This is a genomic window from Mucilaginibacter segetis, assembly GCF_016522075.1.
GTDB classification, from domain to species: domain Bacteria; phylum Bacteroidota; class Bacteroidia; order Sphingobacteriales; family Sphingobacteriaceae; genus Mucilaginibacter; species Mucilaginibacter segetis.
This window is the reverse complement of record NZ_JAEHFW010000002.1, coordinates 774,972-796,710: the sequence shown is the minus strand read 5'-3', so window position 1 is coordinate 796,710 and position 21,739 is coordinate 774,972. Positions and strand designations below refer to the sequence as shown.

At 39.6% G+C, this 21,739-nt stretch carries 19 protein-coding genes; 9 read left to right on the top strand and 10 right to left on the bottom strand.

What is annotated here, in order from left to right; all coding sequences use genetic code 11:
* From I5M19_RS13225 to gcvH, 3 genes are all read right to left on the bottom strand, one after another.
* Positions 1-216, bottom strand: a complete 216-nt coding sequence (locus I5M19_RS13225; RefSeq protein ID WP_200066936.1) for a FeoA family protein — start codon at positions 214-216, stop codon at positions 1-3.
* A 223-nt stretch (positions 217-439) separates the two neighbouring features.
* A complete protein-coding gene (locus I5M19_RS13220; RefSeq protein WP_200066803.1) occupies positions 440-835 on the bottom strand; it encodes a VanZ family protein in 396 nt (131 codons plus the stop codon).
* The gene (gcvH, locus tag I5M19_RS13215; protein ID WP_200066802.1) at positions 835-1,215 is read right to left on the bottom strand and encodes a glycine cleavage system protein GcvH; all 381 of its coding nucleotides are present in this window, start codon (positions 1,213-1,215) and stop codon (positions 835-837) included. The genes I5M19_RS13220 and gcvH overlap by 1 nt, the downstream gene beginning before the upstream one ends.
* 135 nt (positions 1,216-1,350) lie before the next feature.
* On the opposite strand from gcvH, the gene I5M19_RS13210 reads away from it, so the two are divergent.
* From I5M19_RS13210 to I5M19_RS13200, 3 genes are all read left to right on the top strand, one after another.
* The gene (locus I5M19_RS13210) at positions 1,351-1,932 is read left to right on the top strand and encodes a DUF4142 domain-containing protein (RefSeq protein WP_200066801.1); all 582 of its coding nucleotides are present in this window, start codon (positions 1,351-1,353) and stop codon (positions 1,930-1,932) included.
* Positions 1,933-2,030: 98 nt separating this feature from the next.
* Positions 2,031-3,047, top strand: a complete 1,017-nt coding sequence (locus tag I5M19_RS13205) for a Gfo/Idh/MocA family oxidoreductase (protein ID WP_200066800.1) — start codon at positions 2,031-2,033, stop codon at positions 3,045-3,047.
* Positions 3,048-3,071: 24 nt separating this feature from the next.
* The gene (locus I5M19_RS13200; protein WP_200066799.1) at positions 3,072-3,560 is read left to right on the top strand and encodes a TlpA family protein disulfide reductase; all 489 of its coding nucleotides are present in this window, start codon (positions 3,072-3,074) and stop codon (positions 3,558-3,560) included.
* 74 nt (positions 3,561-3,634) lie between these two features.
* Here the strand turns inward: I5M19_RS13200 and I5M19_RS13195 are convergent, their stop codons facing one another.
* The 3 genes from I5M19_RS13195 to I5M19_RS13185 form a co-directional block, all read right to left on the bottom strand.
* Positions 3,635-4,420 (bottom strand): succinate dehydrogenase/fumarate reductase iron-sulfur subunit, encoded by a 786-nt coding sequence (locus I5M19_RS13195; protein WP_200066798.1) that lies wholly within the window; start codon positions 4,418-4,420, stop codon positions 3,635-3,637.
* Positions 4,421-4,507: 87 nt separating this feature from the next.
* A complete protein-coding gene (locus tag I5M19_RS13190; RefSeq protein WP_200066797.1) occupies positions 4,508-6,442 on the bottom strand; it encodes a fumarate reductase/succinate dehydrogenase flavoprotein subunit in 1,935 nt (644 codons plus the stop codon).
* Between the two features lie 93 nt (positions 6,443-6,535).
* Complete coding sequence (locus I5M19_RS13185; RefSeq protein WP_200066796.1) at positions 6,536-7,318, bottom strand: succinate dehydrogenase cytochrome b subunit; 783 nt, start codon at positions 7,316-7,318, stop codon at positions 6,536-6,538.
* A 161-nt stretch (positions 7,319-7,479) separates the two neighbouring features.
* Here I5M19_RS13185 and I5M19_RS13180 point away from each other — a divergent pair, with 161 nt between their 5' ends.
* Positions 7,480-8,622 (top strand): peroxiredoxin family protein, encoded by a 1,143-nt coding sequence (locus tag I5M19_RS13180; RefSeq protein WP_200066795.1) that lies wholly within the window; start codon positions 7,480-7,482, stop codon positions 8,620-8,622.
* On the opposite strand, the gene pdeM is transcribed toward I5M19_RS13180, so the two are convergent.
* Together pdeM and I5M19_RS13170 are read right to left on the bottom strand one after the other, a co-directional pair.
* On the bottom strand, positions 8,619-9,278 hold the full coding sequence (pdeM, locus tag I5M19_RS13175; protein WP_200066935.1) for a ligase-associated DNA damage response endonuclease PdeM: 660 nt from the start codon (positions 9,276-9,278) through the stop codon (positions 8,619-8,621). The genes I5M19_RS13180 and pdeM overlap by 4 nt on opposite strands.
* 105 nt (positions 9,279-9,383) lie before the next feature.
* The gene (locus I5M19_RS13170) at positions 9,384-10,919 is read right to left on the bottom strand and encodes a Do family serine endopeptidase (RefSeq protein ID WP_200066794.1); all 1,536 of its coding nucleotides are present in this window, start codon (positions 10,917-10,919) and stop codon (positions 9,384-9,386) included.
* Positions 10,920-11,113: 194 nt separating this feature from the next.
* Here I5M19_RS13170 and dapF point away from each other — a divergent pair, with 194 nt between their 5' ends.
* The 5 genes from dapF to I5M19_RS13145 all read left to right on the top strand — a co-directional run bounded on the left by dapF (position 11,114) and on the right by I5M19_RS13145 (position 18,551).
* Positions 11,114-11,905, top strand: a complete 792-nt coding sequence (dapF, locus tag I5M19_RS13165) for a diaminopimelate epimerase (RefSeq protein WP_200066793.1) — start codon at positions 11,114-11,116, stop codon at positions 11,903-11,905.
* 133 nt (positions 11,906-12,038) lie between these two features.
* Positions 12,039-14,933, top strand: a complete 2,895-nt coding sequence (locus tag I5M19_RS13160; RefSeq protein ID WP_200066792.1) for a DEAD/DEAH box helicase — start codon at positions 12,039-12,041, stop codon at positions 14,931-14,933.
* A gap of 198 nt (positions 14,934-15,131) precedes the next feature.
* Positions 15,132-16,106: a lysylphosphatidylglycerol synthase domain-containing protein gene (locus tag I5M19_RS13155; protein WP_200066791.1), complete on the top strand. Its 975-nt coding sequence runs from the start codon at positions 15,132-15,134 to the stop codon at positions 16,104-16,106.
* Positions 16,090-17,220 (top strand): glycosyltransferase family 2 protein, encoded by a 1,131-nt coding sequence (locus I5M19_RS13150; protein WP_200066790.1) that lies wholly within the window; start codon positions 16,090-16,092, stop codon positions 17,218-17,220. The genes I5M19_RS13155 and I5M19_RS13150 overlap by 17 nt, the downstream gene beginning before the upstream one ends.
* Positions 17,221-17,312: 92 nt before the next feature.
* Entirely contained in the window at positions 17,313-18,551 is a 1,239-nt protein-coding gene (locus I5M19_RS13145; RefSeq protein WP_200066789.1) for a PP2C family protein-serine/threonine phosphatase, read from the top strand.
* Here the strand turns inward: I5M19_RS13145 and radA are convergent.
* Together radA and I5M19_RS13135 are read right to left on the bottom strand one after the other, a co-directional pair.
* The gene (radA, locus tag I5M19_RS13140) at positions 18,548-19,975 is read right to left on the bottom strand and encodes a DNA repair protein RadA (protein ID WP_200066788.1); all 1,428 of its coding nucleotides are present in this window, start codon (positions 19,973-19,975) and stop codon (positions 18,548-18,550) included. The two genes, I5M19_RS13145 and radA, sit on opposite strands and share 4 nt — an antisense overlap.
* Before the next feature lie 161 nt (positions 19,976-20,136).
* The gene (locus I5M19_RS13135) at positions 20,137-21,687 is read right to left on the bottom strand and encodes an Rne/Rng family ribonuclease (protein ID WP_200066787.1); all 1,551 of its coding nucleotides are present in this window, start codon (positions 21,685-21,687) and stop codon (positions 20,137-20,139) included.
* Positions 21,688-21,739 lie beyond the last annotated feature (52 nt).

Sequence of the window (21,739 nt, the reverse complement as noted above, 5' to 3'; positions counted from 1 at the left end):
CTATTGCAGTATTATGGTTGATGCCTCAAATTTTCGCAAACTTAGCTGATAGCCTGATACATGTATAGCTATCGGATCGCCAAGAGGGGCAATACGCGAAACTTTGATCTCCTCACCCGGAAGGCAACCCATTTCCATCAACTTTACAGACATTTCAAGGTCAGTAAACTCTTTTACTATTCCTGTTTCTCCTATTTCAAGCTGCGAAAGCGTCATCTGCATATATATTAGACTACAAATTTAAGCTTATTTAAATTAAATCCAAATAAAGGCTGAAGAATTTATTGCTTTTTAAACTATTTTAAGAATGGATTATGCCAGATATCTAACCATAATAGAAATATTTCCGGCTTTCCCAAAATGCGGGCAATTGCAGTCTTTTTTAAAAATGCCACATGAGGACAGGGTTACTGAAGTTAATAGTAAAATAATCAGGTATTTAAATTTCTTCATGATCAATAGCGTTTCCAATTAATAGCATACTAAATGTACCCATTCCAACCCCAACAGCATCTGCAAATAAATCGTTCCATTCTCCATCCCGCCATGTAAAAACATATAACTGTAATAACTCTATTAAGCCTCCGTAAGCAGTAGCTAATAAAGTTAGCCAAACTAACGCAGTATATGGCACGCGTTTAATTCCGTTTTGGCGGATATATCCATTATAATATAAAACTACGAATACAAAAAACAAACCGCAATGCACCAGCTTATCAAACCCCGGGAAAAATCTGGGCGATTCGCTAATAGCACCCATTGGCATGTTACATATTATTAAAATAAATAAGGCCCACAAAACTGCGGGCCCGTAATATTTAAATAATATTTTCATTAAACGCCAATGACTCCTTTATAATCATCTACAGATAAAAGTGTGTCAATATCAGCTACGTCATGCAGACTTATTTTAACCATCCAGCCTTCGCCATAAGGATCGGTATTCACCAACTCAGGCTCATTATCCAGCTTTGGGTTCACTTCCAAAATTCTGCCATCTACAGGCATAAACAAATCGGAAACTGTTTTTACAGCTTCAACTGTGCCAAATACGTCTTCTTTATCCACGTCCTGCCCAACGGTACTAATATCAACATAAACAATATCACCCAGCTCACCCTGAGCAAACTCGGTAATACCAATATAGGCATCATTGCCTTCTACCCTAATCCACTCGTGGTCTTTTGTATATTTTAACTCTGCCGGAAAATTCATATCATTTAATTTGTGTGCTCAAAAATAATAAAACTTTAAGGTATAACAACAGTAATTTAAGTACATGTATTTAATACAAGTAAAACTAAAACATACAAAAACTGTTAAGCTTAAAAACAATATAATAAACGTAAAATGAAAAAATTTAGTTTAATAGCAATGATAGGGCTTGCAGCTTTATCATTCCAGGCTTGTAACAATGCTTCAAAAGACAGCAAAGAAACTGCTGACAGTCTTAACATGGCAAAAGACACCTCTACTACCGGAATGAACGGTATTGCGGTAACCAGTGATGATGCCGAATTTGCAACCAAACTTGCCAATGGAGGCATGACGGAAGTTGCTTTAGGCAAAATAGCACAGGAAAAAGGTACCAGTCAAAAAGTTAAAGATTTTGGCAGTATGATGGTAACCGACCATTCAAAAGCTAATGATGAGTTAATGGCTATTGCAAAAGCAAAAAATATTACACTACCCGCAACACCTGATGATGAACATCAAAAAATGATCAACGATTTGTCTGCAAAAACCGGTACTGATTTTGACAAAGCTTACGTTGACGCTATGGTAGATGGTCACGAAAAAACAGTATCATTATTAGAAGATGGTGCTCAAAACTGTAAAGATGCTGACTTAAAGGCTTTTGCAGCAAAAATACTACCTACAGTTAAAGGTCATTTAGAAAAAATAAAAGAGATACAAAGCAGTATGAAATAATTGCTGATTGATAAATAAATGAAAGGGACAGGTAAACGCTTGTCCCTTTTTTATTTTTAAATTTAGCTTGATGCATTTAATATGATAAATTTACCACTATGTCAGCACCAATTATTACAGGATTAATGGCCTATGGTATGTCGGGCAGGGTTTTTCATGCTCCGTTTATTCATACCAACCCGCATTTTAGTTTAAAAGCGATAGTGGAGCGTCACGAAAAAAAGGCATCCAAAATTTATCCGGATATTATAAGTTACGATGCTGTGGATGATTTGCTTAACGATGAGGAGCTAGAACTGATTATAGTAAATACGCCCAGTAACACACATCTGGACTATGCAAAAAAGGCTTTAATGGCAGGTAAACATGTTTTAGTAGAAAAACCTGCAGCGGCAACATCTGCTGGAGTTAAGGAACTGTTTGATTTGGGTCGGAAACTTAATCGGCACGTGATGATCTACCAAAACCGTAGATATGACAGCGGGTACCTTGCAACCAAAGAGATTATTGAAAGTGGTAGATTGGGAGAATTAATAGAAGTTATCTTCCGGATGGATCGTTACAAAACAGCCCTGAGCCCAAAAATTTTTAAAGAAAAAAAAGACACTCCCGCCAACGGACTTGTTTATGACCTGGGGCCGCATTTAATTGATAATGCCATAGCACTTTTTGGCAGGCCATTATCATTTAAAAAAACTACTGCTATACACCGGGAAGGGTCCGAGGTACCAGATTATTTTCATTTTCATTTAACTTATCCTAATCAACTAAATGTATACCTTACATCGGGATTACTAATAGCCGAAGAGCAACCCGGATTTATAGTAAATGGCACTGCCGGAAGCTGGGTTAAACAACGTACTGATGTGCAGGAAGCTCAACTGGATAAAGGAATGATGCCTACAAATAGCGCTTATGGTGTTGAACCTGAAGGAAGCGAAGGTAAATTAGTAATAATGGAAATAGGTAATAAAAAGAACATTGAGTGGATACCTTCGAATAAAGGTGATTATAATGAAATATTTGAGGCGGTATATCATACAATACGTAATAATGCGTTATTCCCTATAACAGAAGAACATATTGCCTGGCAACTGGAAATGCTTGAAGCTTAACCATTAATGAATATTATAGAAAAAATGAAAAAAATACTATTAGCGCTCAGCTTATTTATTATTGCCGGATGCAGTAACGCCCAAACTAATTCTATACCACCAACTATAGCGCCTTACCGCATCCAAAAAATGGATAATACATATAGCACACCTGCCGACCTTAAAAAAAACAAACCAGTGATGCTAATCTATTTCGCTCCGGATTGCGGCCATTGCCAAAAGCTGGTTTATGATATGAAACCGCAAATGAGCAAGTTTAAGAACATACAGGTGGTAATGATAACTTTTACTGACATTAAAATGGTAAAGGGATTTAATCATGATTTTAACCTGTCAGCATATCCTAATTTTACCCTGGGTACAGAAGGCTATGGTGCAGAGGTGCAAAAGTATTACCATATAAGAACAACACCTTATATTGCGATATATGACCGTAGCGGAAGACTGGTAAAATCTTTTGATAAAGTTCCTGAAATTTCAGATCTGGCTGATGCCGTACAAAAAGCATCTTAAAATAATTAGTTTTTATATTAAAAATCCCGGCGACTTTACTGTCCCGGGATTTTTTTTGCGCTTTATATTTTGTTTTAATCGCCGTTCTGATCGTGGGCATGTTCTTCCCTGAACAATTTGGCACTAAAATAATCATTGTTCATACGCGATATATTGGTAAGCGTTATCTCTTTAGGGCACTCTGCCTCGCAAGCGCCTGTATTGGTACAGTTACCAAAGCCTTCTGCATCCATTTGTGCTACCATTGATTGTACCCGGCTATAACGTTCCGGCTGCCCTTGCGGTAACATGCCTAACTGCGAAACCTTAGCGGAAACAAATAACATAGCTGATGCATTTTTACATGCGGCAACACATGCCCCGCAACCAATACAGGTAGCTGAGTTAAAGGCTTCATCGGCAATTACCTTAGGGATAGGAATCTCGTTAGCATCAGGCACGCCGCCGGTATTCACAGAAATATAACCTCCAGCTTGTTGTATCCGGTCAAAAGCCGAACGATCCGTTGCCAGGTCTTTTACCACAGGGAATGCTGCTGACCTCCACGGTTCAATGGTGATAGTTTCTCCATCACTAAAACTACGCATGTGTAACTGGCAAGTGGTTATTGCCTTTTTAGGGCCATGAGGCCTGCCATTGATATATAAAGAGCACATACCGCAAATACCTTCGCGGCAATCGTGGTCAAAATGAATTGGCTCATCACCCTTTAGTGTAAGGCTTTCATTTACCACATCCAGCATTTCCAGGAATGACATATCTGGCGAGATACCTTCTGCCTTGTAGGTCACAAATTTCCCTGCTGCCTGTGAATTTTTTTGACGCCATACTTTAAGCGTCAGGTTCATATTTCCACTCATATTTTTTGAGTTGTGAGTTACGGGGTTGTAAGTTGTATAATCGGTTATTTTTTTATAGTTGTAACCACCACTTACAGCCTGCAACCCTTATTTATAACTACGTTGTGTTAACTTAACATTTTCAAACACCAGCTCTTCTTTATTCAACTGTTCGGGCTGGTTTTCACCTTTGTACTCCCATGCTGCAACAAATGCAAATTCGTCATCATTACGAAGGGCTTCACCTTCCGGAGTTTGTGACTCCAGCCTGAAGTGCCCACCGCATGATTCGCGACGCATTAATGCATCAGTCACCATTAATTCACCCAATTCAATAAAATCGGCTACACGGCCGGCTCTTTCCAGTGCGGCATTTATTTCTTCGTTTTCACCGGTAACAATAGCATTCGTCCAAAAATCCGCTTTAAGCTGCTGTATTAATCCCTTAGCTTTTGTCAATCCTTCTTCTGTACGTGCCATGCCGCAATACTCCCACATAATATGACCCAGGTCGCGGTGATATTCACTTACAGTTTTAGTACCTTTTAAGGCCAATAATTTATTGATATGCGCAATTGCATCCTGTTTTGCCTGTTCAAATGCCTGATGATTCTTATCAACAGGTTTTGGACCGATAGTAGCCAAATAATCGCCCAAAGTGTATGGGATAACAAAGTATCCGTCTGCAAGGCCCTGCATTAATGCCGAAGCGCCTAAGCGGTTTGCACCATGGTCAGAGAAGTTACATTCACCCAAAGCATACAGGCCCGGTACATTTGTACTTAAATTATAATCAACCCAAAGGCCACCCATGGTATAATGTACCGCAGGATAAATACGCATAGGTTGTTTGTATGGGTTTTCGTCGGTTATCTGATAATACATATCAAACAGGTTACCGTATTTTGCCCTTACCGTATCTTCACCCAAACGCTTAATAGCATCGGCAAAATCAAGAAAAACAGCAAAGCCGGAACCACCTACACCACGACCTTCATCAACCATCTCTTTAGCATTACGTGAAGCCACATCACGCGGAACAAGGTTACCGAAAGACGGATATTTTCTTTCCAAAAAATAGTCTCTGTCTTCTTCTTTTACTTCAGCAGCGGAGATTTGCTTTTTCCGCAGCTTTTCGGCTGTTTCAACGGTTTTTGGAGCCCAAACCCTGCCATCGTTACGTAATGATTCAGACATCAGCGTAAGCTTACTCTGATGATCTCCTGTAACAGGTATACAGGTTGGGTGTATTTGTGTATAACAAGGATTAGCGAAGAAAGCGCCACGTTTATGTGCACGCCATGCCGCTGTTACATTTGAACCAATGGCATTGGTTGACAGATAGAATACGTTACCGTAGCCACCAGTACATAATAATACGGCGTGCCCTTCGTGCGTATCTATTTCACCTGTTTTAAGGTTACGGGTAACAATACCTTTTGCCTGTCCGTCAATTACCACCAGGTCAAGCATTTCGGTACGAGTGTACATTTTTACTTTGCCCAGGTGTATTTGCCTGTTAAGGGCCGAATAAGCACCTAATAAAAGCTGCTGTCCGGTTTGCCCGCGGGCGTAAAATGTACGTGACACTTGTGCCCCGCCAAAAGAACGATTGTCCAGCAAGCCACCATACTCACGCGCAAACGGCACACCCTGGGCGACACACTGGTCAATAATATTTACCGATACCTCTGCAAGGCGGTAAACGTTGCCTTCGCGTGAGCGGTAATCGCCACCCTTTATAGTGTCATAAAATAAACGATAAACGCTGTCGCCATCATTACGATAGTTTTTTGCAGCATTTATACCCCCCTGCGCAGCAATGGAGTGCGCGCGACGGGGGCTATCCTGAAAACAAAATGACTTAACATTGTACCCTAATTCGGCCAGTGAAGCCGCTGCCGAAGCACCTGCCAGGCCGGTACCTACAACAATAATATCGTACTTACGCTTATTAGCCGGATTAACCAGCTTTAAGTTAAATTTATGCTTGCTCCATTTTTCGGCTAATGGGCCCTGAGGAATTTTAGCATCTAAACTCATTATTTTCTTGTTTTATTTTTGAGCGGCTGATGTTTGAGCGGTTTATCCTAACGGAATAACTCTGTTTGATCAACCTGTTCTAACTTACATCAACTACTTTAAACTTTGTATAAAATATACAACCGGCATAGCGGCAAAGCCCAACGGAATAATTACTGCAAAAAGCCAGGTGCCAATAAAATAAACTATCGGCGTGTACCTACGGTGCACCCAGCCCAACGTGCGGAAGGCACTCTGAAAACCATGCAGTAAATGGAACGCTACCGCCCCCATCGCTATCACGTAAAATATAACATACCATAAATGGCTAAAGCTGAATGCAACACGTGCATGCAGGTCTTTTACCCTTACTATTTCTACATTATTTTCGGTAGCAACCGAGTTTTCAAAATCGGCATACTCCGGCTTAAAGTCGGTAACGGTACGCTCCCCTGTCACCAGGTTGGTACGATACTCTTTAAAACCTAATATGTTATTGTATTTATAGGTGAACCAAAAATCGCCCATGTGTATCACAATAAACAAAAAAAGTATGGCACCCAAAATCCCCATGTTTTTTGATGACCAGGAGGCAGGCGATTTAGTTTGTACAGCATAACCTACAGGCCTTGCCCTGCGGTTTCGTGTTGTTAAGATTATAGCATATATGGTATGTACCAATATGCACAAATACAAAAGATAGGCTATTACCTCTATCGGCGGAAAATGCGTTAAAAAGTTTGCGTAGGCATTAAAGGAGTAGCCGTCGTCGTTTTTAAATAACAACAGATTACCACCAAGGTGTACAATTAAAAAAGTACACAAAAACAAGCCTGTTAAAGCCATGATAAGCTTTTTTCCCAGTGATGAGTTAAAGGTTTGTTTGAATTCGCTCATTATTGTTCAGATTTATTAGGCAAAAGTATTTATTTAAAGCTAAAAGATAGAAATGGTTTTGGCTTTAGCTGGTTATTAAGGTTATTTAGAAACAATCTAAGTTGATATAAAGTGAAATTATTAATAATTATTATTTAATTAGGTGCTCCAAACCATCCATAATGAAAATACTTTACCTATTCAGCATTTGTTTATTATTGGCAGCCTGTAATAACGCGTCTGTGCTTGATATGACCGTTACCGCAAATGGCATAAAAAATGGCACTGTAATTTTAAAACAGCATAACGAAATAGTATTAAGCCACGATATTAAGAATGGTGAAATGAAGTTAAAAGATCGGCTGGAAGCACCCGGATATTACAGCATGAGTATACTTAATACTGATGAACCGTTGGGTACCAAAATAGCTTATGATATATATCTTGAAAATGGTGATTATAATATACAAGTGAATTCAGCAGCCCTTGAAAAATATCCGGAAATAGCTTCCTCATCGGAAATTCAAAAACAACTATCGGCCTATTATAAATTGTCAGATAAGATGGCTTATTCAATGGACCGTGAGATAGATTCTCTTAAGAAAACTCTGGAATCAAAGGAAGTAGCAGCTTTGTCCAGTGTAAAAAGAGCAAAATTATACGAAGATACACGAAAGGTGCAACAGAAAAGGCGACAACTTGATCTGGAAATATTAAAAACATACACCGAAAAAAATCCCAAAAGTCTGATCGGTGCTCATATTATGGCCCAACAAGCTTATTTTGAATACCCGATTGCTTACCACCATATTTTTGAAAAGTTCAGTCCTGAAGTACAAACCACAGATGACGGGCTTAAAATAAGCAATAAACTTAACGCGATGCTGGGTGTAATGCCCGATGCTGTTGCACCGGACATTACAGGCAATACGCCTGAGGGCAAGGCATTTGATAAAAACATGGTCAAAAATAAGGTTACTCTTGTGGAGTTTTGGCGATCATCACACCAGGTGAGTAAGCTCGACCATCAAAAAATGCTTAACGGACTAATCATCAGCGATTACGACCGTAAAAAATTTGGTATCCTGAGTGTTTCGCTGGACACCTCGGCCACAGATTGGAAAAGCGTGATACAGCAAGATAAGTTAAATTGGCTTCAGGTTTCGGATCTTAAAGGTGACGAATCGCCAAACGTGAGTAATTGGAACATCACCAAATTACCCACCTACTTTTTAATCGACGAAAATTGGCACATCATAAAAGCAGATATTGATCTGATAGAGGTGGATAGCGAAGTACATGATTATCTTAAAGCACATCCTTAACCAATAAGGATAACCTTATCTTTTAATACGCCGAATATCTTGTCGGTTTTTAGGTTACGGATAGCCACTTTGCCCGTAAACTTACCAAACGATGGTAATATTGCCTGATTTTTGCCAAATGCAAAACATGGCAATGTAATATGCTGCCGCCCCCTACCGCTTAAACTAACTCCGGGATGTATATGCCCGCATAGTACATAGCCCCCCGCGTGGGGTACGGCTGCATCTGGCAGCGGATGATGAAGTAACTGAAATGGACCAATAACGAGTTGGGTGTACAGAGTTACATTTTGTTGTAAGTAGTGCTTGTCATGAATAATATCATGGTTCCCCTTTATTAGTATGATCTGCAATTTTGGAAATTGCCTGCGCCATAAAACGAACCAATTCCAATCTGCATTCATATCGCTGTGAAACAGATCGCCCAGAAATATTAGTTTTTCCGGCTGGTATTCATGTATCAGGTCAGAAAGCATGGCCAGATCATCCTGCTCCATATCTCGGGGGATAGCTATCCCCGCTTTACGAAAATGCCCCACCTTTCCAAGATGTACGTCCGCTGCAATCAGCGCTTTTTCCTGTTTCCAGTAAATAGCTTTTTGTGGTAACAATAACAGATCCTGATCTAAGAAAGTAAACGGGGTACCGGTACTCATGGTCATAGCAGGTACAAATATATAGGTTTGTATAAGTAGTAAGTAAATCAAAACAAAAAGACCCGGCCAAACGACCGGGTCTTAACTATATTAAATCACTTATTATTATCGAACATCAAATATATTAGTAAAACGGCCACCATTCGGGTAAAAGCCTGTTATCATTAATCTGCCATTACGCAGGTTAGTTATCGCTTTATCCATATCATCTATACTGTTGATAGATTGCTTGTTAATCGAAGTGATTACCGATCCAACAGGTATATCAGTGTCATCAAATATACCACCGGGACGTACCTGACTTACTACCAAACCTCCATTAATATGGAATTTAGTTTTTTGATCACTATTAACCGGAACAAAACTTGCGCCTAATTTGTTAAATAATTCAGCCGCTGATTTTGAAACAGAGCCTGCAATTCTTGGTTCTGGACTATCTGCTTTAAGCGTTACATTAAAGTCTTTTTCTTTGCCATCTCGCATTACAGTTAAATTGATCTTATCGCCGGGTTGTAAGCGTGCCACGCGTTCCTGCAGATCAGATGATTCGTAAACGGTATTACCATCAACTTTAGTAATAATATCACCTTCTTTTAAACCTGCAGCTTCCGCACCGCCACCTTTCATCAGGCCGCTGATATATAATCCGTTGGTTTTATCGCTGTTAACACTTCTTGCCGCATCCGGAACGCTCAAATCAGCAAAGCTGATACCTACATAACCACGTTTAACTTTGCCATATTTCTTAATATCGTTCAACACCTTTTTTGCCAGGTTAACCGGAATAGCAAAACCATACCCTTCATAAGAACCCGTATGTGAAGCAATTGCCGCGTTAATACCTATTAGCTCGCCATTTGAATTTACCAAGGCACCACCACTGTTACCCGGGTTAATAGCCGCATCTGTTTGTATAAATGATTCTATACCTGTACGCAGGCTTGGAGTTTTTTGATTTACCGGGCCAAACGGATTTTGATTTGGCTGATCCTCGCTGCCAATTATACCTATGCTACGGCCTTTGGCACTTACAATACCGGCAGTAACTGTTGAGGTAAGTTTAAAAGGATTACCTACTGCTAATACCCATTCACCAACACGTACTGCATCAGAATTGCCTAATTTTACAATAGGTAAATTAGTAGCTTCAATTTTTATCAATGCCAGGTCGGTATTAGGATCAGTACCTATTACTTTTGCCTCATACTGATGGTGATCATTTGTAACAATGTCAATTTTTTCTGCGTTTTCCACCACGTGGTTATTAGTTACTATATAGCCATCAGGTGAAATAATAACACCCGAGCCGGATGCCATTTGCGGACCCTGGGGGCGCATGCGCTGTCCGAACATTTCGCCAAACATTTGCTCAAACTGATCCTGACTATCGCTTTGCTTGCTTGAGTAAGTAGTACGGATATAAACAACCGCCGGAGTAACCTCGGCCGCTGCCTGGGTCAGATCAACCTGCCCTGCTGATGAAACAGTTGGAGAAGTAGAAGGATTGCTTGCGAAATAAACTTTTTGTTTATCCTCGAAACTCATGTTGTCGGCGTACTTGTTTTCTGCAAGTTTGTAGACGCCTAACGCCATTGCACCGCCTACAAACGCGGTTAATAATGTTAAACCAATTTTTTTCATATCTATTTTTTTTCCTCTTTTTATGTTTACTGATCTCAATAAATCAAATTTAATACCATATAGACGATATAATCAATTATAAGGTATAAGTAATTTTGTTAAAAAATGTTAAATAATATTAATGAGTGCTGATATATTTGTTGCCTACCTATTATTTAATGTGTTAGGTAATATAATAAAATCAATCCGTAATTGTGCATATAAAATTCTTTAAATATCAGGGAGCTGGCAACGATTTCGTATTAATTGACAATCGCGAGGCTACCATTAAAAGCCTTGACAATAAGCTTGTTGCACAAATATGCGACAGGCGATTTGGTATTGGCGCAGATGGGCTTATGTTGCTGCAAACCGAACCAGGATATGACTTTAGAATGATCTATTATAATGCCGATGGTAAAGAGGGTAGCATGTGCGGCAATGGCGGGCGGTGTATTGTAGCTTTTGCAAAACACTTAGGTGTGATTACTGATACGACAACTTTTCAGGCGGTGGATGGTGTACACTATGCCAAAATTTCAGCTGAAGGCGATTGGGTTAGCCTGCAAATGATTGATGTTGAGGTTATTGAAAAAGACAATGACGCATATGTTTTAAACACCGGCTCGCCGCATTACGTTAAGTTAACTACCAATCTTGAGGCTAAAAACGTTTATAATGAAGGCTATGCCATTCGAAATAACACGAAGTATAAAACTGAAGGTATAAACGTTAATTTTGTAGAAAAAAGTAAAGAAACTGAAGGTTATTTTGTACGCACATTTGAACGCGGAGTAGAAAACGAAACTTATGCATGTGGTACCGGCGTTACAGCCGTAGCATTGGCCATGGCCAAACACAACAAAACATTCGGCACTATTAGCACACCTATAAAAGTGTTAGGCGGTGATTTGAACATTCGCTTTAATTTCGATGGTAAAAAATTCAGCAATATTTTTTTAGAAGGCCCGGCAAAGCTGGTTTTTGAGGGTGAAGTGGAGTTATAATTACTTTCATTAAAATTTCTATAAAGCTTTGTTAATAATTATTTAGCAAAAAACATTTCCACTTCCTGCAAATTCTAATTACGTTTGAATTTTTTGTTGTTGTAGCTTTCATTAATTTTTTATCAATCAGTTAATGTTACGCGTAGACAGCAGCAAGCCTTGCCAAATAATTTATGCCATTGCAAGGCATGATTACTTGTCGTACGTTATTGAGCCACACATAGTCCAACTTAACCCAAACGGAGAATTCTCCCTTACACATCAACGCCTCTTCTCAAACACCGCCGAGGAATTTGCTCATTGCATTGATGATACCGACCGTAAGCTGATAAGGCTATTGGAAGATATGGAGCAGGGTAACGTCATTAAAAAATATTATAAAAAAACCATACGCCCATTTGAGTTTTTCTCTAAAATATTTAACGACAAACTTTTTGAGACCATTCGCCCTAAAATTGAAAAGCGCATTGCGGAAGCGATGGGACTTTTAGGTAACAAACGAATATTTTTAATGAGTAAGGAAGGGTATCCGGCTGGCCGCGAACTCCAGATTGCTACCGAAGCAGCTTCGGTACTTTTTCATTTCCGCAGGAACGAAGAAGAAATCCGTTACTTTCCTACTATTAAATACCAGGGAATGCGGATTGAATTTATGTTCAAAAATGCCGAGATCATTTGTAACCAACCGGCATGGATGCTATTAGACGACACTCTATACTATTTTGAAAAAGAGATAGAGGGCAAAAAACTTGTGCCCTTTTTAAATAAAAGATATATTGCCATACCCCGCTCATCAGAGCAATCCTACTTCGAGAAATTTGTTGCACCACTCATAGAAAAGCACAACGTATATGCCGATGGCTTTAGCATAAATACCGAAAAACATGAAGCCACGCCCATTTTAAAACCTATTTATATTGAGGGTGGCACTTCACAACTGCAGTTGCTTTTTAAATACGCAGGATACATTTTCCCTTATGGCGATGGCAGGCACGTATCTGTACGAATGGAACGTAAAGGGGATGATTACTTTTTTCATCGCATTAAACGTTCGGTAAGCTGGGAAAAAGGAAAGCTGCATCAATTGGAGCAACTGGGATTAAAAACCGTTTCTTCCTTATTTCAAAATCTGGAGGTTGCTGTAAGCGATGAAGATGCTGATCAATCCTTCCCGGTGTTTGAGTGGCTTAACCAGTATCACGACGAACTTCTGCAAATGGGTTTTGAGCTGGAACAACCCGAGGGACAAAAACGCTATGTTTTTGGTACTACAAAGATAAATCTGGAGGTTAGCGAAAATAACGACTGGTTCGACATAAACGCGGTAGTATACTTCGGAACATACCGTATCCCTTTTATACAGTTAAAAAACCATATCCTCAATCATAAAAAAGAATTCCTGCTACCTTCCGGCGAGATAGCCGTGATACCTGAAAAATGGTTCTCGCAGTTTGGCAACCTGCTGCATTTTTCAGAATCCGGCGATCAGCTTAAATTACGCAGGCACCACATAGGTTTGGTAACTAATTTGGCCGAAGGTGAAATGGCAGGCATAGCCATGAGCCGCAAACTGCAAAAGCTAAGCGACTTTGAAACACCCGCCGAGGTGCCAATGCCATTAAACTTTAACGGCAGTTTAAGACATTACCAAAAAGCCGGATATAACTGGTTTCACTTTTTAAAGGATTACCATTTTGGCGGCTGCCTGGCTGATGATATGGGCTTAGGTAAAACTATACAAACCCTGGCTCTGCTCCAAAAACATAAAGAAGATACTGAAGCGGCGGGTAGTAAAAGTACTTCGCTTATTATTATGCCCACATCGTTGATCTATAACTGGCTCAACGAGGCTAAAAAATTCGCACCTCAATTAAAAATGATGGTACATACGGGTGCATTCCGTTATAAATCTGCAGAGGTATTTAATAATTATGATGTGGTAATAACCACATATGGTATAAGCCGTATAGATATAGACTTACTTAAGGAATACTTTTTCGACTATATCATATTAGATGAAAGTCAAAACATTAAAAATGCATCGTCAAAATCGTTCCAGTCTGTACGCTTGCTTAAATCAAGATTTAAGTTGATATTGAGCGGAACACCTGTAGAAAATTCGGTTAATGACCTTTGGACACAGATGTCATTTATCAACCCAGGCTTACTTGGTGCACAGCAGTTTTTCCAAAACGAGTTTGTAACGCCAATTGAGAAAAAGAAGGATGAAGAAAAAGCCCGTAAGTTACAGGCCATTATTAAACCTTTTGTTTTACGCCGCACCAAAGAACAGGTGGCTACAGAACTCCCCCCTAAAACAGAAAATTTATTTTACTGCCAGATGAGTGAAGAGCAGGCCGAGGTTTACGATAAGGTAAAATCTGAGTACCGTAATGAGCTGTTAAGGAGCCTTGAAGATGGCACTTACGCGCAAACGCAAATGCAGGTTTTACAGGGACTTATTAAGTTAAGGCAAATTGCCAATCATCCCTACATGATAGACCAGGATTACGAAGGCGACTCCGGTAAATTCGAGAACGTGTTACATACACTGGCCAACGTACTGGATGGCGGGCACAAAGTATTAGTGTTTTCGCAATTTGTAAAGCAACTTAGTATTTACCGCGAATATTTTGACGCAGAGGGAATACCTTATGTTTATTTGGACGGCAGCACTCAAAACCGCGGCGATGTAGTAAAAAAATTCCAGGAGGATTCTAAAACCCGGGTTTTTCTGATCTCTATAAAAGCCGGGGGAGTAGGCTTAAATCTTACCGAAGCTGATTATGTTTTCATTTTAGACCCATGGTGGAACCCCGCTGTGGAGCAGCAAGCTATTGATCGCACACATCGCATTGGCCAAACAAAAAATGTATTTATCTACAAATTCATCACTAAGGATACCGTAGAAGAGAAAATACTTGCCCTGCAACAACGCAAATTAAGCGTTGCCCGCTCGCTGATAACTACAGAAGAAAGCTTTATTAAATCACTCACGCCAGATGATATTAAAGAGATATTAGGTTAAGTAATTAACTTATAATAACCCTCTGGCAAAACCAAACAACTTACTTTTTGTATTAGCATATTAAATATTTCATTTTGAAAATTCCGGTTAATTATCTGATCAGCAAATTTGTTACTTAGCCAAATAATCTTAAAATAATTTTGCTTGCGGGCTTAATGCTTGCTTCTGCTTTTTGTAACATTGCACAAATTTTTATTATTGACAGCCGCAGCCAAAAAAATATTCTCCTACTTGTTAAAAGCAGCCATCCTGATTTTAGCATTCTTATTTATTTATCATCAGTTTTTAAATAAGAATGATAACCTGAAACAGTTTGAGCGCCTGATAGCGCAAATAAGCAGGCAGCAGGTTATTTATATTTTATCGGCAATTGTGCTGCTCATGTTTTTGAACTGGCTTCTGGAGAGCCTAAAATGGCAATTTTTGTCGCGCAGGCTGGTTGATATATCAATATGGGCAGCTATTGAGGCGGTGTTTTGTGGCCTTACCTGGGCCATATTTACCCCAAACCGTATTGGCGAATACGGTGGGCGTGTAATGTTCTTACCAAACCGAAAGCGCATACATGGTATTTTCGCCATGGCTGTAGGCTCGTTTGCTCAAAACGTGATTACCAATGTAACTGGTTTGCTGGCCGGCTTATGGTTTGTTTACTATTTTTTGAATATTAATATATGGTTGTACATCGGTATAATGGTGTTGGTATTACTGTTTCTGTGTTTACTGTTAATATTCTACTTTAATATTAAATGGCTGGTAGGTTTTTTAGACCGCATATCCTTTTTGAAAAAATACCACCGCTTTTTTGACATTATGGGCCGTTATAATTTCAAAGAGCTTTTACTGGTTATGCTATATAGCCTTGCTCGTTTCTTTGTATTTTCGTTCCAGTATTATTTAGTCATTCATCTGCTGCTACCAAATATCCCGTTTTTCAGTATGATGATGACAGTTATTGTATTTATATTTATTCAATCCGCACTTCCGTCACTTGATCTGCTTGATATTGGCGTACGCAGTTTTACTGCGGCACATTTGTTTTTGTATGTTACCAACCAGCAAATAGCTATAATTGCAGCTGTTTCGTCAATATGGCTCATCAACCTGATTATTCCGGCTATTTTGGGCTCTGTATTTGTTTTAAAATTAAAATTCTTTGATCGTACTGTATAACATTATCTCTTTATTACTAACCGGCTTGTATCTGTTAGTAATTATCTACCTTATCAGGGGATGGACGGCCCTGAAACGTTCTGACACCACAGGCGCAACGTTTAATACCAGGGTGACTATACTAATTGCTGCCCGGGATGAGGAGGAGCGTATACGCTACACTATTGATGATATTATAGCGCAGGATTATCCAAGGCATTTAACCGAAGTTATTATTGTTGACGATCACTCGACCGATAGTACAGCGGATATTATTCGCAGCTATGCAAACCAAGGGATAAAATTAATGCAGCTTACCGAAGACAAACCCCTTAACTCCTATAAGAAAAAAGCAATTGCCGAAGCTATTGCTTTGTCATCCGGCGAGCTTATGGTGGCTACCGATGCTGACTGCAGAATGGGCAAATCCTGGCTTTCGTGCATAGTTGGTTATTATGAAGCGCATCAGCCTGTAATGATATCTTCACCGGTAACTTATTTTGAAGAGCGATCGTTATTTGAACGTTTGCAAACGCTGGAATTCTCTTATCTTATTGGCATTGGTGCAGCTTTTATTGGTAACGGCAGGGCTTCTACCTGTAATGGGGCGAATCTTGCTTACCGTAAAGACGTTTTTTATGAAGTAGGTGGATTTAAGGGTATTGACGATCTAGCATCCGGAGATGATGAATTATTATTGCAGAAAGTAGCTGTTAATTATCCAAACCGGATAGGCTTCCTCAAGAATCCGGATGCGGTAGTTTATACTCATGCCAAACATACCTTGCAGGAGTTTTTACAGCAACGCCGTCGCTGGGCATCAAAATCTACCCGGTATAAAGATAAAAAGGTAGTAGCACTTGCGGTGGGCATATGGTTATTTAATTTGTCGTTATTGGTAAACGGGTTGCTCTCATTTTATCGTTTGTACTTTTTTGAGCTGTTCCTTCTTCAGTTCCTGCTTAAATATCTATTTGAAGTTGCCTTTTTGTTGCCAATAACTACCTTTTTTAAAAGGGCCAATCTGGTATCGCTATTAGTTATTTTATCACCTATTCATATTATTTACTTTGTATATGTGGGATTTATGGGTAATACTCGAAAATACACCTGGAAGGGTCGCACTGTACGATGATAAAACCCATATATAAAAAACTTAATTATTAAACAGTAAACTGTTCCTGTTTAAAAAGATAAATCATTATTTTAGGCTGCCTAAACCAAATAATGCAAAATATCGACGACAGTTCCGGTGAAGATGAATTGATTCGCCTATTGCTTAAAAGGCAATCGGAGCTTAATTCCCTGCTCGAAATTACGCGCGCTATTAACAAAAACACACCAACTGCAGTACTTATACAAATGCTGGAGGTAATCATGCAAAATTACTTACAGGTGGGGAAATTTCGTTTCCTTATAGAAAAAGATGGGGTGTATAATTGCATATCAAAATACGGCGGCCAATTGGAGAGTGCGGCAATATTAAATAAACTCTGGCGACATCTAAATAGAATAAAAACTCCGGCACCATTGGAAGGGCACGCTAACTCTGTATTAGCCGGCTATGAATATTTTATTCCCATTTACCATAAAAATAAGGCACTGGCTTTTGCCCTGATAGGCGAATTTAAAACCTCCGGGGACATGCTCAACAATGACCTGAACTTTATACAAACGCTTATAAACGTAATTGTGGTGGCGCTGGAAAATAAAAAACTTTTCAGGGAGCGGCTGTTGGCAGAAAGATTTCAGCGCGAGATGGAACTTGCGGTTGAAGTACAGAACATGTTGATACCGGTAAGAATTTATAAAGAAACAGGTATTGAGGTAGGTGCGAAATATTTGCCTCATCAAAATATTGGAGGTGATTATTTTGACTTCTTCCGCCTCAATCAAAATGAGTTTATGTGGTGTATAGCCGATGTATCCGGTAAAGGAATATCGGCGGCATTGTTAATGGCAAACTTCCAGGCCAGTTTGCAAGGACTTGCCTCTATTGAAGATAATCTTACCAACATTGTAGAGCGCCTAAACAAAATTGTTATTAATAATACTAAAGGTGAACGTTTTATCACCTTGTTTTTGGCTCGATATAATGAAAACACACGTAAACTTAATTATATAAATGCCGGCCATAACCCCAGTATACTTTACTCCGGTGGCGAAGCATTTCCGCTAAAGCTGGGTACGACCATGATTGGTGCTTTTGAAGAATTGCCTTTTTTAAATGAGGGTGAAATTGATATTGAACCAGAAAGTTTATTATTTAACTACACCGATGGTCTGATGGATCATGAACAACAGAATTTAAAAACCTGGAACGAGGATAAGTTATTACAGTTTGTTGAAAGCAATGGCGAGTTGTTGCCCGATGATTTTAATCAGAAACTGATGGATCACATTAATAATGTGATTAAGGGTAAACCTATTGATGATATCACCTTGTTGACACTGCGTATAGTTTAACCGAACAACAAACCAAATACCTCCTCTATACGGCCCACGGTTTTAACGTCGATATTATAGCGGGAAAGATCAAGTCTTTTTTTATCCTTTGTACCGGACGGCATATTGTATTTGGAGATGAATATTTGTTCAAATCCCAATTTTTGCGCCTCGGCAATGCGTTGCTCAACCCTGTTAACAGCTCTTATCTCTCCGGACAGGCCAATTTCACCTGCGAAGCAGGTTTTTGCAGGAATAGGAATATCTTCATGAGATGAGATGATGGCCGCAGCCAACCCTAAGTCAATTGCCGGATCCTCAACCCGGATACCGCCCGTAATATTTAAGAAAACATCCTGCGTGCCCAGGCGAAATCCACAACGTTTTTCTAATACTGCTAATAACATACTCATACGTTTGGTATCAAAACCCGTTGCGGTACGCTGTGGGGTACCATAAGCAGATGCACTAACCAGTGCCTGTGTTTCTATAAGCATAGGGCGCATACCCTCTAAAGTAGCAGATATGGTAATGCCACTTAACGGCTCATCGCGCTGAGATAATAAAATCTCGGATGGGTTAGAAACTTCGCGTAAACCTTCGCCAAGCATTTCATATATCCCCAATTCTGATGCGGAACCAAAACGATTTTTTATTGTACGTAAAATGCGATACACATGATGCCTGTCGCCCTCAAACTGCAAAACGGTATCTACCATGTGCTCCAGTATCTTCGGCCCTGCTATCATTCCATCTTTGGTTATATGACCGATCAAAAATACCGGAGTTGCTGTTTCCTTTGCAAAACGTAATAACTCGGCAGTACATTCGCGCACTTGCGATACACTACCGGGTGTTGATTCGATATGTGAAGAATGAAGCGTTTGTATAGAATCAATCACTACCAGATCGGGCTGCAACTCTTCTATCTGTTTAAAAATATTTTGGGTTGATGTCTCCGTTAATATAAAACACCCTTTATTTCCTTCCTGATTTTTACCTGTTGACCTTTCATCCGCAGTCAGGCGTTCCGCGCGCATTTTTATCTGATGGTCACTTTCCTCTCCTGATACATACAACACCTTAATATTCGGCATATTTAATGCCAGTTGCAGCATTAGGGTCGATTTACCAATCCCCGGTTCTCCACCAATAAGCACTAAAGAGCCGGCAACTATTCCTCCGCCTAAAACACGGTTAAATTCTTTATCCGGAGTTAGTAGCCGGTGTTCTTCTTTAAAAGTGATATCAGCAACCTGTACAGGTTTATTAGAACGCACGGAAGAGGCCGGGCTGGCTTTCCAGTTAGGTACGGAAGCATTATTTTTTTCCAATACCTCTTCCACAAAGGTATTCCATTGCTGGCAACTTGGACACTTACCCAACCATTTAGGGGATTCAAAGCCACAGCTTTGACAGAAATATGCGATCTTGGTTTTAGCCATGTGTTGATGTGATATTTGCAAATGTGCGGAATTTACAGCATCTAAAAAAGCCGGATACTAATTTTTTTAGCATTAAATAACTCCTCCGCAGCATCTGCTAACAAAAAATGTGCAGCTGTTTACCAACATCTGCACATTCCATATCTATAATCTCTACACTTCTATAACTTTATTTCCTCGTCCTTAGCGGAAAAGAAGTGGAATTCGGTGATCTGGTAAGCGGGGTTGCTTTTGACCTTTATCCATTGGTTATATTTAAAGTACCATTTAAACTGGCGATTAAATATGCCCTTTTTAATGTATGCTTCGATGTATGGGTGTACACAAAGCGTAATATTTTTCTCGTTTTGCTCTTCCAGAATATAATTGAAATTATTTTCAATATCATCTAACAGCAAAATGGTTGGCCTTATTGTACCGGTGCCTTTACAGGTTGGGCAAACCTCGGTGGTAACAATATTCATTTCAGGGCGCACACGCTGGCGGGTAATTTGCACCAAACCAAATTTACTTGGAGGCAAAATAGTATGCTTGGCCCTGTCATGCGCCATCTCTATTTTCAAATAATCAAAAAGTTCTTTACGGTTAGTGGGCTTGTGCATGTCAATAAAATCAACCACCACAATACCACCCATATCGCGCAGGCGCAGCTGACGTGCAATTTCTCGTGCAGCCTCTTTGTTTACCTGAAAAGCATTTTCTTCCTGATTTTCCTTGCTGGCGGTACGGTTACCACTGTTTACATCAATAACATGTAGGGCTTCCGTATGTTCAATAACTAAATAAGCGCCGCCTGCAAGATTTACCGTTTTGCCGAAAGCCCCTTTAATTTGTTTATCTACACCATAATGTTCAAACAAAGGCTCCTTATGCTTATGCAGCCGAACTATGTTTTCCATCTCAGGAGATATCTCATGTATGTAAGATTTTATTTCCTCATACATGCTGCTTTCATTCACATAAATATGTTGAAAATCCGGACTTAATATATCTCTTAAAATAGTTGACGTACGGCCAATTTCACCTAATACCTTCCTTGATGGTTCAGTACCGTGCAGTTTGGTCACAAAGGTTTCCCATTTTGATATCAGATCAAGCAAGTCCTTTTGCAGTTCGGTTACGCCTTTACCTTCGGATACCGTACGTATAATTACGCCGAAGTGTTTAGGTTTTATGCTTTCTACTACTTTGCGTAAACGGTTGCGCTCAGTATTGCTTTTTATCTTTTTTGAGATAGATATCACCTCAGAAAAAGGTACCAGCACCACATAGCGACCCGCTATTGAAAGATCGGAACTAAGCCTCGGACCTTTTGTAGATATAGGTTCCTTAGCTATTTGTACAGGCACAAGCCAACCCTTTGATAAAACATCGGAGATTTTGCCTCCCTTGTTTATATCAGCATCAAGCTTAAAATTATTTAAAAGCTTTGATTGGTATCCCCCGCTACGTACTTGTTTGGTAAGCTTAAGCAGGCTTTGTACCTGTGGCCCCAAATCAAGGTAATGCAAAAAGGCATCTTTCTCATAACCAACATCCACAAACGCAGCATTTAAACTGGGCATAATTTTTTTTATGCGCCCCAGATAAATATCCCCAACGGTATAATTATTGGTGATTTGCTCTTTGTGGAGTTCTACAAGTTGTTTGTCCTGTAATAATGCAATGGTAGCCCCGTTGGGGGATGAATCGATAATTAATTCTTTTATCAACTGCTACTCCATTTCTTAAAACGGCATACATTTATATGCCGCATGTTAATAA